This window comes from Gammaproteobacteria bacterium (assembly GCA_011682695.1).
Classification (GTDB): domain Bacteria; phylum Actinomycetota; class Acidimicrobiia; order Spongiisociales; family UBA4744; genus BMS3Bbin01.
In genome coordinates this window covers 46,030-60,241 of the sequence record JAACED010000004.1, presented here as the reverse complement: position 1 = coordinate 60,241, position 14,212 = coordinate 46,030, and the positions used below count along the sequence as shown (strand labels likewise).

14 protein-coding genes are annotated in these 14,212 nt (G+C 63.0%); 12 read left to right on the top strand and 2 right to left on the bottom strand.

Annotation, left to right across the window (positions count from 1 at the left end; genetic code table 11):
- Nucleotides 1-36: 36 nt before the first annotated feature.
- A complete protein-coding gene (locus GWP04_01360) occupies nt 37-552 on the bottom strand; it encodes a universal stress protein (GenBank protein NIA24196.1) in 516 nt (171 codons plus the stop codon).
- A 159-nt stretch (nt 553-711) separates the two neighbouring features.
- Complete coding sequence (locus GWP04_01355; GenBank protein ID NIA24195.1) at nt 712-1,410, bottom strand: SDR family NAD(P)-dependent oxidoreductase; 699 nt, start codon at nt 1,408-1,410, stop codon at nt 712-714.
- Nucleotides 1,411-1,540: 130 nt separating this feature from the next.
- On the opposite strand from GWP04_01355, the gene mraZ reads away from it, so the two are divergent.
- The 12 genes from mraZ to GWP04_01295 all read left to right on the top strand — a co-directional run bounded on the left by mraZ (nt 1,541) and on the right by GWP04_01295 (nt 14,193).
- The gene (mraZ, locus tag GWP04_01350; GenBank protein NIA24194.1) at nt 1,541-1,972 is read left to right on the top strand and encodes a division/cell wall cluster transcriptional repressor MraZ; all 432 of its coding nucleotides are present in this window, start codon (nt 1,541-1,543) and stop codon (nt 1,970-1,972) included.
- Nucleotides 1,973-2,071: 99 nt separating this feature from the next.
- Nucleotides 2,072-2,986 (top strand): 16S rRNA (cytosine(1402)-N(4))-methyltransferase RsmH, encoded by a 915-nt coding sequence (gene rsmH, locus GWP04_01345; protein ID NIA24193.1) that lies wholly within the window; start codon nt 2,072-2,074, stop codon nt 2,984-2,986.
- Entirely contained in the window at nt 2,983-3,387 is a 405-nt protein-coding gene (locus tag GWP04_01340; protein ID NIA24192.1) for a hypothetical protein, read from the top strand. Before rsmH ends, GWP04_01340 begins: the two co-directional genes overlap by 4 nt.
- Nucleotides 3,388-3,478: 91 nt before the next feature.
- Nucleotides 3,479-5,221 carry a stage V sporulation protein D gene (locus GWP04_01335; GenBank protein NIA24191.1) on the top strand — a complete coding sequence of 581 codons (1,743 nt, stop codon included), beginning with the start codon at nt 3,479-3,481 and terminating at the stop codon, nt 5,219-5,221.
- The gene (locus GWP04_01330) at nt 5,211-6,659 is read left to right on the top strand and encodes a UDP-N-acetylmuramoyl-L-alanyl-D-glutamate--2,6-diaminopimelate ligase (GenBank protein ID NIA24190.1); all 1,449 of its coding nucleotides are present in this window, start codon (nt 5,211-5,213) and stop codon (nt 6,657-6,659) included. The genes GWP04_01335 and GWP04_01330 overlap by 11 nt, the downstream gene beginning before the upstream one ends.
- The gene (locus GWP04_01325) at nt 6,656-7,720 is read left to right on the top strand and encodes a phospho-N-acetylmuramoyl-pentapeptide-transferase (protein NIA24189.1); all 1,065 of its coding nucleotides are present in this window, start codon (nt 6,656-6,658) and stop codon (nt 7,718-7,720) included. The genes GWP04_01330 and GWP04_01325 overlap by 4 nt, the downstream gene beginning before the upstream one ends.
- Complete coding sequence (gene murD / locus GWP04_01320; GenBank protein ID NIA24188.1) at nt 7,720-8,982, top strand: UDP-N-acetylmuramoyl-L-alanine--D-glutamate ligase; 1,263 nt, start codon at nt 7,720-7,722, stop codon at nt 8,980-8,982. Before GWP04_01325 ends, murD begins: the two co-directional genes overlap by 1 nt.
- Nucleotides 8,979-10,142 carry a putative lipid II flippase FtsW gene (gene ftsW, locus GWP04_01315; GenBank protein ID NIA24187.1) on the top strand — a complete coding sequence of 388 codons (1,164 nt, stop codon included), beginning with the start codon at nt 8,979-8,981 and terminating at the stop codon, nt 10,140-10,142. Before murD ends, ftsW begins: the two co-directional genes overlap by 4 nt.
- A complete protein-coding gene (locus GWP04_01310) occupies nt 10,139-11,209 on the top strand; it encodes a hypothetical protein (protein NIA24186.1) in 1,071 nt (356 codons plus the stop codon). Before ftsW ends, GWP04_01310 begins: the two co-directional genes overlap by 4 nt.
- Nucleotides 11,202-12,548: a UDP-N-acetylmuramate--L-alanine ligase gene (murC, locus tag GWP04_01305; GenBank protein ID NIA24185.1), complete on the top strand. Its 1,347-nt coding sequence runs from the start codon at nt 11,202-11,204 to the stop codon at nt 12,546-12,548. The genes GWP04_01310 and murC overlap by 8 nt, the downstream gene beginning before the upstream one ends.
- Nucleotides 12,545-13,447 (top strand): UDP-N-acetylmuramate dehydrogenase, encoded by a 903-nt coding sequence (murB, locus tag GWP04_01300; GenBank protein NIA24184.1) that lies wholly within the window; start codon nt 12,545-12,547, stop codon nt 13,445-13,447. Before murC ends, murB begins: the two co-directional genes overlap by 4 nt.
- Complete coding sequence (locus GWP04_01295; GenBank protein ID NIA24183.1) at nt 13,444-14,193, top strand: FtsQ-type POTRA domain-containing protein; 750 nt, start codon at nt 13,444-13,446, stop codon at nt 14,191-14,193. The genes murB and GWP04_01295 overlap by 4 nt, the downstream gene beginning before the upstream one ends.
- Nucleotides 14,194-14,212: the final 19 nt, after the last annotated feature.

The window sequence follows — 14,212 nt, the reverse complement described above, 5'->3', positions numbered from 1 at the left end:
ACTGCCGACTGCCGACTGCCGACTGCCGACTGGCTGCTAGATGCGAATCAGGAGCACCGGGCATGGGGCGCGTCTTGCCAATCGGGTGCTGGTAGAGCCGAGGAGGCCTTCGAACATTCCGCGGCCATGCGCTCCGGCACAGAGCAGGTCGACGTGCTCACGCTCTACCGCTTCGAGGATCGGGCGTGTGGGATCTGCGCCCTCTACGGCGACGGCCTCGGCGTCGATGCCGATGTCGGCGAATGCCTGGACGAGCGGTTCGGCTCTGCGTTCCTGCTGGTCTCTGACGTAGCGAGCAAGGATCGCGTCGTCTCCCGGCCAGTTGGGAGAGAGTGTGGCCACCGGTGTCGGAGAGACGTATTCATCGTCCGTGTCGGCTCCCTGAAGGATATCCCGCTGTTCGAACAGCGACCGCAGATCTGAGAGGAGGGTGCGCGGAATCTCCACGACCGTCAGTACCGTCACACGATCATCAGGTCTGATGAAGTGCTCGAGGAAGCCGGCTGTCTGGCCGGGATCGAGACTGCCGTCGGTGGCAACCATGATGTGCATAGAGGTACTCCCGCAGAATCGGCTGAGGTTCAGCCTAGTGTCCCGATGGGTAACCCTTACGCTGTTTCGCCGGCCAGGAACGTTGTCCTGGGCCTTCCCTATTACAAAGTACGAAATACCAAGTACGGAATACGAAGTACGCAATACGAAATGCTGGTGTCAGTCCAGTCCGATGCCCGCCCACGGGTCGCTTCCGATCCAGTCACGCGCATCGAAGCGGGAGCCGGTCGGTTCATCGACGTGAGCATGCGCGAGTCGGAGGAAGATAGGAGTGATCTCCGCCGGCGTCGGAAGCTGGGTCGGATCTTCGTCGGGGAACGCCGTCGCCCGCATTCGGGTCGCAGTCCTTCCAGGATTGACGGAGTAGACCCTTCCACCCATCGCCCACTCGTCTGACAGAACCTCCAGCCACCCTTCGAGGGCGAACTTGGAAACCGCGTAGGCCCCCCAACCCTTCCTACCGGCTCTGCCCACGGAGCTGGAGACACCGATGACGGTAGGGAAGGGCCCGTAGTGAGCGGCGAGGGTTCGGTGCAAAAGCTCAACGGCCGTGATGTTCACTTTGAGGACGCGCCGCCAGGCCTGCTCGGGATAGTCCGAGAGTTTGGTTTGTGGGGGACCGAGAACGCCCGCAGCATGGACGACGACTTCGATGCCCTTGCCTTTGAGCGCCTCCACAAGCCTCGCCCGCGTCTCGGCCAGGGTGATATCCCCGGGAATCGATTGCGCATCCCCCGTCCGTTTGGTTCGCGCCACCGACCACACATCGGCTCCTTCGTCGCGATATGCGTCAACGAGGGCCCCTCCGATGCCGGAAGAGCCACCAGTCACGAGGATTCGGCGCCCAACGAGATGCATCGTGCGCAGCTTACGGCACCCCCGGCCACTTGATGGGGCATGAGGGAGTGAATTGGTTGACATGTGGCGCGAAATGGGCCATAGTGGTGCGCAGTGGAGGACCGTAGATGCAATTATCGGAGACTGAGCCGTGTTCCTCGGTGAATACCGGCACGCACTCGACCCGAAGGGCCGTGTCGTGTTGCCCGCCGAATTCCGTGCTCAGCTCGCCGACGGCTGCGTCGTCACCAAGGGGCAGGAGCGATGCCTCTACGTCTTCCCTCTTGGCCGATGGGCTGAAGAGGTGGAGAGATTGAATCGCCTGCCCCGCACGAACAGCAAGGTTCGCGCCTATACGCGTTCGGTATTCGCCGGTGCCAAACAGGAGACCCCTGACCGGCAAGGGCGGATCATGCTTCCCGAACGCCTCCGTGCCTATGCGGATCTCGGCCGCGAGGCCGTGGTGGTGGGTGTCGCGGACCGCATCGAAATCTGGAACCAAGAGAGCTGGGAGCAGCTCTCGTCCGAAGCCGACGACTACTACGCAGACATCGAGGAGGAGTTCGGTACCGAAGGAATCTGAACGCACCCAGGACTGGTGCATTGCCAGCCCCCCGGAACCATGAGGTAAGCCCCTTACTCCGCCCGCTTCCCAATGGTGCCAGCGCCCGGGGGGCTGGCAATGAATCAGACACCGGACAAGAAGCATTACCACAACCCCGTCATGGTCGATGAGGTCGTCGACCTACTGCGCCCAGTTCCGGCCGGCATCATCGTGGACGCCACTTACGGCGGCGGTGGCCACAGTCGAGCTCTGGCCGAGCAGCTGGGTCGCCCGATCGTTGCGATCGATCGGGATCCGGATGCCGTGGCGCTCTCTGCCGGGGTCCACGCCCGAAACTTCCGAGATCTCGCGTCCCTGCTCGAGGAGGAGGGCATCGACGAGATCTCTGGTGCCTTGTTCGATTTGGGCGTCTCTTCCCACCAGCTCGACGAGCCGGCTCGCGGCTTCTCATACAGAGCCCACGGACCCCTCGATATGCGCATGGGTCCGGACGCGGCAACTGCTGCGGGCGAGATGGTCAACGAGTGGGATGAGAACGACCTCACACGAGTCTTGCGAACGTTGGGCGAGGAACGATTCGCGAAGCGCATCGCACATGCAATCGTTCAAGCGCGCCCGATCCTCGACACCGTGCAACTCGCAGACGTGGTGCGCGATGCCGTCCCTGCCGCGACTCGTCGGACCGGTGGGCATCCTGCCCGCCGCACGTTTCAAGCCCTCAGGATCGCCGTCAACGAGGAACTCGAAGCACTCGAGTTGGGGCTCGACGCTGCAATCGATTCGCTGACGCTCGGAGGTCGGTGTGTAGTGATCTCCTATCACTCACTCGAAGATCGCATCGTCAAGCGACGGTTCCTCAGCGGCAGCCAGGGATGTGTGTGTCCTCCCGACCTGCCCGTATGCGGATGCGGCCAGAACGCGGAGCTCCGGATTCTGACGAGGCGACCGATGGCACCTCGAGAAGAAGAGATCGCAGAAAACCCGAGGGCGCGCAGCGCGAAGCTTCGCGCTGCCGAGAAGGTTGCGGCATGACGGCTCGACCAGCGCGCGTTCCCGAGGCAGGTGGCCGGCTGAGGGTCATCACGGGCAGACGGTCGGTGCGGCCGAGACTGGGTGCGTGGGTGCTGTTCACTGGGCTCGCCATCGCGCTCTTCTTTGCTCTCATCCTCTCTCGTGTTGCGTTGGACAAGCCCGCACTCGAGATGAACGATCTCTCCAAGCAGATCGAGGCGGAGCAGATCCACTATCAGCAGCTGCGTCTGCAGGTGGCTCGCCTGCAGGCTCCGGAGCGCATCGTCCCATTCGCGGAGGAGTTGGGACTGACGTATCCGGATGACGTTCGTGTCGTCATTGCCGACGGTGTGGGTGACCGCCGGCCTCCAATGGAGGACCGCTTCGTCGATCTGAAGTCGATCCTCACCGCATCGCCATGAGGATGACCGGAACCAGTGCTGGCGGCCGGAGCCTCGCGGAGAGAGCGTCTCCGGATGCGCTTACCGCGATCTTTCGGCCGCGGAGGTAACCGTGGGCGGCCGGCCGCGAGGCCGCCGCTCGGGTCGAGGACGCCTGGTCGTCGTCGCGCTGGCGGTACTTGTCGCATGGTTCGGCGTGGGTGTGCGCTTGTTCCAGCTACAGATCGTCCAAGCGGCAGACCTCAAAGAGATGGGTCTCGAGCAGAGGGCTAAGGTCAAGGTGCTGGCTGCCGAGCGCGGCACGATCTATGACAGAGAAGGCCGTGAGCTCGCCATCACCGTCCAGGGAAAGACGATCGGTGCGGACACCGACCATCTCCAGCAGCCGGCTCAGGTCGCCGAACTCCTGGCCGTCACCCTGGGAATCGATCAAGCACACGTGCTGGCGACCCTTCAGTCCGGTCGAAGATGGGTGACGATCGCACGTCAGATCGACGCCGAAACAGCGGCGCAGGTGGAGAGACTCGAACTGCCCGGCATCTACTCGTATCCGGAAGCGATGCGCGTGTACCCCGAAGGGTCACTGGCTGCACAAGTACTGGGTTTCGTCGACCCCGACGGCAATGGCCTCGAAGGTCTCGAGTACCGATACGATGAGCAGCTCAGTGGCACACCGGGGGAGGTCCGGTTCGAACAGGATCTGGACGGGAACGTGATCCCTCAGGGTCAGTACGATGTTCGCCCTGCTATTCCTGGCAGCGATCTGGTGACAACGATCGACCGGGACATCGAGTTCATTGCCGAGCGTGAGTGCAAGGCGACGCTCGAACGGACCAAGGCCAAACGGTGCACGGCCGTCGTGCTCGATCCCTTCACCGGTGAGGTGCTGGCCATCGCAGTGGTTCCGGGCTTTGATCCCAACGACCGCAGCGCTTCCACTCAAGACGAATGGGTGAACTGGGCTGTCCTCGGCACGTATGAGCCGGGAAGCACCGAGAAGCTCATCACGGTTGCTGCGGCGATCGAGGAGAATGCCGTCAACGCGGGTACGACGTTCGAGGTCCCCGATGTGATCGAGGTCGTCGACGGAGCCTGTGAGGGCCGCTTGAGCACTGCGGGGGATCAGATCAATGGCTGCTACCACGATGCAGAACGGCATCCCACCGAGATTCTCAGTGTGAAGGACATCGTGACCAGATCGTCGAACGTTGGGACGATCCTCGTCGGTAAACGACTCGGTGATTCGAATCTCGCTCGCTACATCGATGCGTTCGGCCTCGGAAGGAAAACCGGCGCTGACGTACCCGGAGAGTCTCCGGGCAGGTTGAACCTCGACCCCACCTGCCCATCCTGTTTCGCCTCCGCGGCCATCGGCTATTCGGTTTCGGTGACGCCGCTTCAGATGGCGGCGGCCTACGGAGTGGTAGCCAACGACGGGGTCTGGGTCCAGCCACATCTCGTCCGAGAAGTCGTCGACGGGTCCGGCGTCCATCGTCCGATATCACCGGAGGAGCGGCGAGTCATCTCGGTCGACACGGCCCTGGTCATGAGATCCCTTCTCCGTAATGTGATCGAGAGCGACGAAGGAACAGGCGAAAACGCGCGGATCCCTGGCTACACGGCAGCGGGGAAGACCGGTACCGCTCGCAAGTTCGTGGAGGGGGAGGGCTATACGGACGACTACGTGGTGAGTTTCGTCGGGATGGCCCCGGCGAGCAATCCTCGGATCGTGATCGGGGTTGTTGTCGATTCGCCCAAGATCGGTTCGAGTGGCGGGAGCGTAGCCGCACCGGCCTTTTCCAAGATCGCCGAAGACACGTTGCACCGGCTTGGGGTGCCCCCCGATGCGTCCTGAGACGGCAACGCTTTCGACGCTGGCCGCCGACGTCGGCGGACGCGTGATCGGACCCGATGTGCAGATCGAAGATGTCGAACATGACAGCAGGCATGTGCGTCCCGGCACCCTGTTCGTCGCGATTCGCGGGTTCACGACGGACGGCCACCGATTCGTCGCGGCTGCCGTTGCGGCCGGGGCTGCGGCGGTGTGTGTCGAACATCCGGTCCAGGTTCCTGTTCCACAGCTGGTTGTCGGCGAGACCCGCGCCGCACTCGGTCCCCTTGCCGCAGCCGTCCACGGTCATCCCGCCCGGAAGATGGACGTCGTCGGAGTCACGGGCACCAACGGAAAAACGACGGTCACCTACTTCCTCGACACGATCCTGCGCAGCGCCGGAGTCCACTCGGCGCTGATCGGTACCATCGGAGCTCGCATCGGCACGGAGACCATTCCGTTGCAGCGTACGACGCCCGAAGCGTCGGAACTCCAGCGTCTGTTGGCGCGCATGCGCGACGAGCGTGTTGAAGTAGTCGCCATGGAGGTATCATCGCATTCGCTGGTCTTGCACCGTGTCGATGGCACGGTGTTCCGGGTCGCAGCATTCACGAATCTCACGCAGGACCATCTCGACTTCCACCAGGACATGGACACGTACTTCAACGCGAAAACTCAGCTCTTCTCGCCGGAGAAGGCAAACGAGGCGGTCGTCTTCGTGGACGATCCGTACGGTGCACGGTTGGCCGAGTCGACCAGACTGCCAACCACCACTGTCGGTTTTAGACCAGACGCAGACATCCGCGCCGTATCCGTGCATTCCGGTGCAGCCTTCAGCCGCTTTTTCTTGGTCGGCGCAGAGGGACGATTCGCCGTACACTTCCCGATCGGAGGGGTATTCAACGTTGCGAATGCCTTGGTTGCCGCGGGTTGTGCCCATAGCGTTGGGATCAGCATGGATGAGATCGCATCGGGCCTCGGGAACGTCGAAGCGGTGAGTGGTCGCTTCGAAATCGTCAGTGGTGGGCACCCGGTCGCTGTGATCGTGGACTATGCGCACACGCCAGACGGCATCGAAGCCGCCATCGATGCTGCCAGAAGGGCGGTCCCTGGGAGGGTGATCGTTGTCTTCGGGGCAGGCGGCGATCGCGATCGCCGAAAACGCCCGTTCATGGGGTCCGCTGCATCGTCGGCCGATGTCGTGATCATCACCAATGACAATCCAAGGTCAGAAGATCCTGCCGAGATCGCGGACCAGGTCGCTTCGGGGGTTGTCGGATCGGAGGCGCTGATCAACCTGGACCGGCGGAGAGCGATCTTCGAAGCCGTGCGGATGGCAGAGCCGGGAGACATCGTCCTGATCCTCGGCAAGGGTCACGAGCAGAGCCAGGAGTTCGCAAATCGAACGGTACCGTTTGACGATCGGGAGGTAGCCCGCCAGGCGTTGGAGGCCCGCGCGTGATTGCCCTGCTGATCTCCGCCGCCGTCGCTTTCGTGGTTTCGATCCTGGCGACCCCGTGGGCGCTTCGCAAGCTCCGGGAGCACAACATCGGGCAGTTCATCCAAGAGGAAGTCTCTGGGCATCTACACAAGCAGGGAACCCCGACGATGGGCGGCGTCGTGATGATCGGTGCCGTCCTCATCGGCTATCTCGTCTCGCACGTCAGAGTGTGGGGGCTCGAAGGGTTTCGCCTGTCCGTCATCCCCCTTTCAAGCGGCGGACTGCTGGCACTGCTGGCACTGACCGGGATGGGTGCGATCGGTCTCGTCGACGATTACCTCAAGGTCTCCAAGAAGCGAAGCCTGGGACTCGGAAAGGCGGCGAAGTTCGGCGGGCAGCTCACCGTGGCTGCGCTGTTCGCCTGGGGAGCGACCAACGCCGGCATCTCGACGGAGTTGTCGTTCACGCGTCCTCTCGGTATCGACTTGGGTGTGTTTTTCGTCGTCCTCGTATTGGTCATGCTGGCGGGAACCGCCAACGCCGTGAACCTCACAGACGGCATGGACGGACTTGCTGCAGGATCTGCTGCACTCGTCTTCGGGGCGTTTGTGATCATCGGGTTTTGGCAGTTCCGGCATCCGGAGTTCTACAACGGATTGGATCCTCTCGAGTTGGGCGTTGTCTCGGCGGCGATGCTCGGCGCGCTTCTCGGCTTTCTCTGGTGGAATGCCGCCCCCGCGCGCATTTTCATGGGTGATGTTGGATCTCAGGCGCTCGGTGGGCTGATGGCGGCTCTTGCGCTGCTCACCAACACGCAGCTGCTCCTGATCCTGCTCGGAGGTCTGTACGTGGCGGAAACGGTATCGGTCATCCTGCAGGTTGCGAGTTTCAAGTTGACGGGGCGGCGCATCTTCCGCATGGCTCCGTTTCACTACCACTTCGATCTCGGCGGTTGGCCTGAGACGACGGTCGTCGTGCGCTTCTGGATCATCGCGGGGCTCTGTGTGGCGCTTGCCCTCGGCATCTTCTACGGCGACTTCGTCAACAGCGGACTCCTCGACGTCCCGTTCAGGGCCAACTGATGCGCACGCTGATCATCGGTGGTGCTGTGTCTGGATCGGCGGCCGCACGGCTTGCAGCGAGGCTCGGGTATCGGGTGACGGTGTACGACGCCAACCCGGCGGTGTGTCAGTCGGTGCTCGCTGAAGGGTTTGCCACGGTCGGCGGACCGTGGAGCACAGATCTGTTGACCGGCATGGAATTGGTCGTCGTCAGCCCAGGAATCCCCGAACGCGCCGCTCCCGTGATCGATACGTTCGAGGCGGGAATTCCCCTGTGGTCGGAACTCGAATTCGCGGCAAGGCACGTGGATGCTCCGTTGGTTGCCGTCACCGGCACGAACGGCAAGACGACTGTCACGTCTGTGATCGCCGCCATGCTGCAGGCGAGCGGGATGCGGGCGATCGGGGCGGGCAACATCGGCACCGCCTTGTCGGATGTCGCGGGAGGGCAGTGGGACGCAGTCGCCGTCGAGGCATCGAGCTTCCAGCTGCGTTTCATCGAGGAGTTCCATCCGCACGTTGCCGTGGTGCTCAATCTCGCTCCAGATCATCTCGACTGGCACGGTTCGCTTTCTGCATACGGACAGGCAAAAGCACGGATCTTCGAGAATCAGACAGACGAAGACGTGTTGATCTATGACCGCGAAGACGAGGGGGCAGCAGGGCTCGTAGAGCCCGCTGTGGCTCGCAAGATCGCGCTCTCATACCGTGACGGCTTCACGTATGGAACGCTTTCTATTCCACTGGAACAGATTCCGGTTCGAGATGCAGCATTCGTCACTGATCTGAAGGCAGCGGCGGTAGCCGCCTTGGAGATGGGGGCTTCGCAAGAAGCGGTGGAGGCAACTGTCCGATCCTTCCGACCTGCCACCCATCGGCGCACCCTCGTGGGCACCTGGCAAGGGGTGCAGTGGGTCGACGACTCGAAGGCGACAAACCCCCATGCTGCTGTCGCTTCGATACGGGCATTCCCATCCGTTGTGCTGATCGCCGGCGGCCGTAACAAGGGGCTGGACTTGGCTTCCGTGGCTGCAGTCGGGTCGATCCGGCATTTGGTGCTGATAGGCGAGGCGACATCTGAGTTGGCGCAGGCGGCAGGTGACACGCCGTGGACGGCTGCGTCCACCATGGAGAAGGCGGTTGCGATAGCGGACGCCGTGTCCGAGTCCGGCGACACGGTGCTGCTCGCGCCGGCGTGTGCGAGTTTTGACATGTTCTCGTCGTACAGGGCACGTGGCGATGCATTCGTCAAGGCGGTTCGTGTGCTGAAGGAGGGACCATGAGCGCAGGAGTCACCTCGATCACCCGTGCCAGGACTGCCCAACGCAAGGTCGCCCAACGACGCTCCGCCAACACACGGTACGCAGTTCTCCTGCTGGTTCCGGTGGCGTTACTCACTGTGATCGGCCTCGGAGCGATCAGGTCGGCATCGTCGGTGGTGGGGATCGAACTGTATGGGGACGGTTGGGTCTATTTCAAGAAGCAGGCGCTCTGGGTAGGGATCGGGGTGATCGTCGCGATCATTGCTGCGAGAGTTCCTTATCGCGTCTACCGGAAGGCGGCAGGCCCACTTCTCATCGCGTCGATTGTCGGACTCATTGCCGTGTTGCAGTTCGGTGTGGTGGCCGGAGGCTCGAGACGGTGGATCGAGATTGGTTCGTTGACGTTCCAGCCATCCGAGTTCGCCAAGTTCAGCGTTGTTGTCTATCTCGCGGCTGCTCTGGAGCGAAAGGAGCGCCTCCTCGGCGACATGTGGCACCTGGCCGTACCACTGGGAGTATCCGGAGGCATCGCCGTGCTCCTGGTTCTCCTGGAACCGGATTTGGGCACGGCGCTGGTGATCTTCGGCGCAGCCTTCGCTGTCGCTGCCGTGTCGGCGGCCCGATTTCGCCACCTCGCGGTGACTGCACTTGGTGGCTCCGCGGCCGCGCTGCTCCTCGCAATCGTATCCCCGTACCGACGCGAACGACTCACGTCGTTTCTGCATCCGTTTGCGGATCCACTCGGTAGCGGATGGCAAGTCGTCCAGAGCTACGTTGCACTCGGCACCGGGGGTGCGTTCGGTGTCGGGCTCGGTGCCAGTCGCGCTCGATGGTCGTTTCTCCCCAACGCCCATACCGACTTCATCTTTGCCATCATCGGTGAGGAGACCGGGTTCGCGGGAGGGGTGACCGTGCTCGCGATGTTTGCCTTGATCGGCGTCATCGGCTATCTCATTGCGATCCGTGCACCTGACCGTTTCGGCCGTATGCTCGCAGTCGGGATCGTTTCCTGGCTTTCGCTCCAGGCTCTTGTCAACTTGGGGGGCGTCGTTGGACTCCTTCCGATCACCGGAATGCCACTGCCGTTCATGTCCGTCGGGGGGAGTTCTCTCGTCACGGCTTTCGGCGCGGTCGGTGTGCTCGTCAACATCGCTCGGAACGGGGCGAATCCGACCACATGAGCTATGCCATCGCCGCCGCAGGTACAGGTGGGCACGTTTACCCGGGTCTCGCAATCGCCGAAGAACTCGGACGCCGCGGAGTGGCCAAAGAGGACATTCTCTTCATCGGTGGAGATCGACTGGAGGCGCAGGTCTATCCCGGAGCGGGTTTCCCGTTTCTTGCCCTCAGCCTGCAGAGCCTCAGCCGAAGTCTCTCTCTCGACAATCTCAAGCTGCCCTTCGTCGTGCGCAAGGCTGCTCAGCGAGCACGAAATGAGTTCCAGCTACGAGGGGTGAAGGTGGTCCTCGGTATGGGCAGCTACGTCACCGTACCGGTCGGATGGGCCGCTCACCGCACGGAGATACCCCTATACCTGCACGAGCAGAACGCGGCAGCCGGACTCGCCAACAGGATCATGTCCCGATGGGCACATACGACGTTCGTGTCGTTCGAAGGGACAAAAGGTGTCCGCCGCCCCGAAACGGTCGGAACGCCGATACGGCGAAACTTCTTGATGAGTCGCGCCGACCTTCGCCACGTGGCCCTGGCTCGCTACGCTCTCAATCCGGGTACTGTCGTTGTCGGGGTATTCGGAGGCAGCCTTGGGGCAGGCGTGCTCAACACTGCGATCGGTGAACTCGCGCGCCGTTGGGAAGGTCCCGCGATCTCATTGCTTCACCTGGTCGGCACACGGAATGTGGATGGCATCGACACGGAGGAAGGGCGCGTGCCCTGGACCGTCGTGGGTTTCGAACAGGCTATGGAGTACTTCTACGCAGCGAGCGATCTCGTCGTATCTCGTGCCGGAGGGGTTGCCGTCGCCGAAATTGCTGCGACGCATACCCCTTCCATCCTCGTACCCGGAGGCTTCGGCGGCGGTCACCAAGCGTCGAATGCTGCCGCCATGGAACGTGCCGGAGCTGCAGTGCATCTTCCCGAGGAGCAGATCTCCAGTCTGCCATCTGTCGTGAAAATGCTCGTAGAAGACCCAGCGCGGCGCAGGGCGATGGCCGAAGCGGCCATTTCGATTGCTCGCGTCGATGCCGCCGAGCGCATCGCAACCACACTCGTGTCTGCCCATGGCTGAGATCGCCGACCGCGTCCATATCGTCGGAGTTGGAGGCTCCGGGATGAGCGCACTGGCGAAGTTGTTGTCGGGACTTGGCCATCGGGTGAGCGGCTCCGATATCCGTCCAAGCCTCGCTCTCGAGCGTCTATCCGATCTCGGTATCAAGACATGGGCAGGCAGTGACCCGGACGCGATGGCAGACGTGGGGCTCGTAGTCGCCTCCTCCGCGGTCCCGGACTCGGATCCGGAGCTTCGCGCCGCGATCGCGGCGGGGATTGCGGTATGGGACCGTCCGCGGCTTCTCGAGGCGCTGACGTCCCGAATGCCTGCCGTGGGCGCCACCGGAACCCACGGAAAGACGACGTCGAGCGCTCTGCTGGTTGCTGCTGCGAGAGGTACGGGTCTCGAACCTTCCTTCGTGGTCGGTGGTGAGCTCATGGGGCTGGGAACGAATGCCGCCGTCGGGACCGACGATCTGTTCATTCTCGAAGCCGACGAGGCCTTTGGCACCTTTCTTTCCCTGCATCTACGCGCACTGATGGTCACCAACGTCGAAGCTGATCACCTCGACCACTACGGGTCGATGGACGCACTCGAGGACGCATTCGTGGAGGTGGTCCGCAACGTGGACGGCCCGGTCGTGATCTGTGCAGACGATCCCGGAGCCCGGAGGGTCGCGCAACGCACCGATCAACCGACCTACGGGCTCAGCGACGATGCTCGGTGGAGGATTCGCGATCTCAGCCTCTCCAGCGACGCGGTGCGCTTCACGTTCATGCGCACCGCCGTGAAGGTTCCCAGACCAGGTCTACACATCGCTCGCAATGCCGCAGGTGTTCTCGCTTTGGCCGCCGAACTCGGACTCGACGTCCAGGCGGCCGCAGCCGGCATGGAGCAGTTTCGTGGAGTGCGGCGCCGATTCGAGCTCCGTGGTCGTGTGGCCGGAGTGACCGTTATCGATGACTACGCGCATCATCCAACTGAAATCGCGGCGACCATCGAAGCGGTGACTCGTGGGCAGTGGCATCACGTCTGGGCCGTGTTTCAGCCGCATCGCTACAGCAGAACCAAAGAACTCCACCGCGAGTTCGGAGCTGCGTTCTCAGCTGCCGACGAAGTCGTTGTCACCGACATCTACGCTGCAGGAGAGACGCCGGTCCCCGGTGTGACCGGGGAGCTGGTTGCCGACGCGGTGCGAGCACGGACCAGCAGCCATGTCACATACGTGCCGCACAGGGTGGACCTCGCCGACTTCCTTGCCCGTCACGTAGAGCCTGGCGACCTCGTGCTCACCCTCGGTGCAGGTGACATCACGCTGCTGGGCTCCGAGTTGGTGAAACTGTTGGAGGAAGGATGAGTGTGTGGGACTCGATGGTCGCCGAGGGATTCCTCGACCACGATGTTTCACTCGGACCGCTGACCACCTACAAGCTCGGTGGAACGGCCCGCTATCTGGCCACGGTCGAGGACGAGGGTGCACTCGAGCGGATCGCCCGCCATCTCGCCATGGAACCTGTCGATGTGGTGGTGTTTGGCCGCGGGAGCAACATCCTCGTCTCGGACGAAGGCTTCGACGGCCTCGTCGTGCGTCTCGGAGCCGGATTCTCCTGGGTGCGTATCGGAGAGTCGGTCTCGGCGGGTTCCGCGACCCCGCTGCCGCTCCTGGCGAGGGAGGCGGCGAAGGCCGGTCGACGTGGCCTCGAATTCTTTGTGGGCATCCCGGGATCGGTAGGGGGAGCAATCAGGATGAACGCCGGATGTCACGGGTCCGAGACTCGTGACCGGCTCGTGTCGGCGACGGTCATCGACCTCGCGACCGGCACGTCGAGTCGATTCGGCCCTTCGGATCTGGATCTGTCCTACCGGCACTCGCGTCTCGGACCGCTCGAAATCGTGACGAGGGCCGAGTTCTCGACCGAGCCGGGGGAGCGGGCGGCGGGCGAGAAACTGATTCGTGACATCACCCGATGGAGGAAAGAGCACCAGCCCGGAGGAGTCCTCAGCGCGGGAAGCGTATTCAAGAACCCGCCAGGGGACAGTGCAGGAAGGCTGATCGACGAAGCAGGCCTGAAGGGACTTGCCATCGGGGGAGCACGGGTGTCGATGTTGCACGCCAACTTCATCGAGGCCGGACCGGAGGCGACCGCCGCCGATGTGCATGCGCTCATTCGTGATGTTCAGCACCGGTTGCAGGAGATGGGTGTCGCTCTTGAGCCCGAAGTGCGGTTCGTGGGCCGGTTCGAGGACGATGTATGAGCATGGAGCCACGGCTGGAGCATCGGCGCCGCGAAGTGAGGGAGACGGCGGCTCGCGGGCGGTTGAAGACGGTCCTGTCGGCCATGGCGCTGGCGGCCGTGCTCGGCATCGGGGCATGGTTCGTCCAATCCCCTTGGCTGGCCGTGCAACAGATCGGTCTGTACGGAGTGGATCGTTCCGATGCCGCCGCCGTCGTCGAGGAAGCCGGCGTACGGGTGGACGTGCCGATGTTGAGGGTGCGACCCCGCGCCGTCGAGGAGCTGCTCGAGCAAGACCCTTGGATTTCCCGGGCAAAGGTCAGTCGAACGTTTCCCCACACCGTGGAAATTCAGATACATGAACGAACGCCGATAGCAGGTTTCCAGTGGGGAACCCGGTGGCTGCTGATCGCGGCCGACGGCATGCTCCTTGGTCCGGCCGATCATGTTCCTGACGATGCCGCGTTGCTGCTACTTGGCGACGTCGATCCTGGAGCACCTGGCGAGATCGTCGGACCAGGGCTGGTCGGAGGTGCGGTCGAGTACGTGGCAGCCCTCCCGGTGCCGATGCGTTCGGGGACCGTGGTGGAAGTCCGTAATGGCGAACTGTGGTCGCGTACGGCATCGGTGTACGTTCGGTTGGGAGCGCCAGTCGACATGGCGGAGAAGGCCGCTGCGCTCGAAGCCGTGCTGGCCGACGGAGTGCCGGAAGGATCCGTTGTCAACTTGATCGCGCCCTCCCGTCCGGCAGTAGAAGGCTCTAGTTGAGGGTGAAGGCTTTTCGCTT

Coding starts and splice junctions, on each gene's coding strand:
- GWP04_01360 (NIA24196.1), bottom strand. CDS start 552: ATGCACATCATGGTTGCCACCGACGGCAGTCTCGATCCCGGCCAGACA.
- GWP04_01355 (NIA24195.1), bottom strand. CDS start 1,410: ATGCATCTCGTTGGGCGCCGAATCCTCGTGACTGGTGGCTCTTCCGGC.
- rsmH (NIA24193.1), top strand. CDS start 2,072: ATGAATCAGACACCGGACAAGAAGCATTACCACAACCCCGTCATGGTC.
- GWP04_01340 (NIA24192.1), top strand. CDS start 2,983: ATGACGGCTCGACCAGCGCGCGTTCCCGAGGCAGGTGGCCGGCTGAGG.
- GWP04_01330 (NIA24190.1), top strand. CDS start 5,211: ATGCGTCCTGAGACGGCAACGCTTTCGACGCTGGCCGCCGACGTCGGC.
- murD (NIA24188.1), top strand. CDS start 7,720: ATGCGCACGCTGATCATCGGTGGTGCTGTGTCTGGATCGGCGGCCGCA.
- ftsW (NIA24187.1), top strand. CDS start 8,979: ATGAGCGCAGGAGTCACCTCGATCACCCGTGCCAGGACTGCCCAACGC.
- GWP04_01310 (NIA24186.1), top strand. CDS start 10,139: ATGAGCTATGCCATCGCCGCCGCAGGTACAGGTGGGCACGTTTACCCG.
- murC (NIA24185.1), top strand. CDS start 11,202: ATGGCTGAGATCGCCGACCGCGTCCATATCGTCGGAGTTGGAGGCTCC.
- murB (NIA24184.1), top strand. CDS start 12,545: ATGAGTGTGTGGGACTCGATGGTCGCCGAGGGATTCCTCGACCACGAT.
- GWP04_01295 (NIA24183.1), top strand. CDS start 13,444: ATGAGCATGGAGCCACGGCTGGAGCATCGGCGCCGCGAAGTGAGGGAG.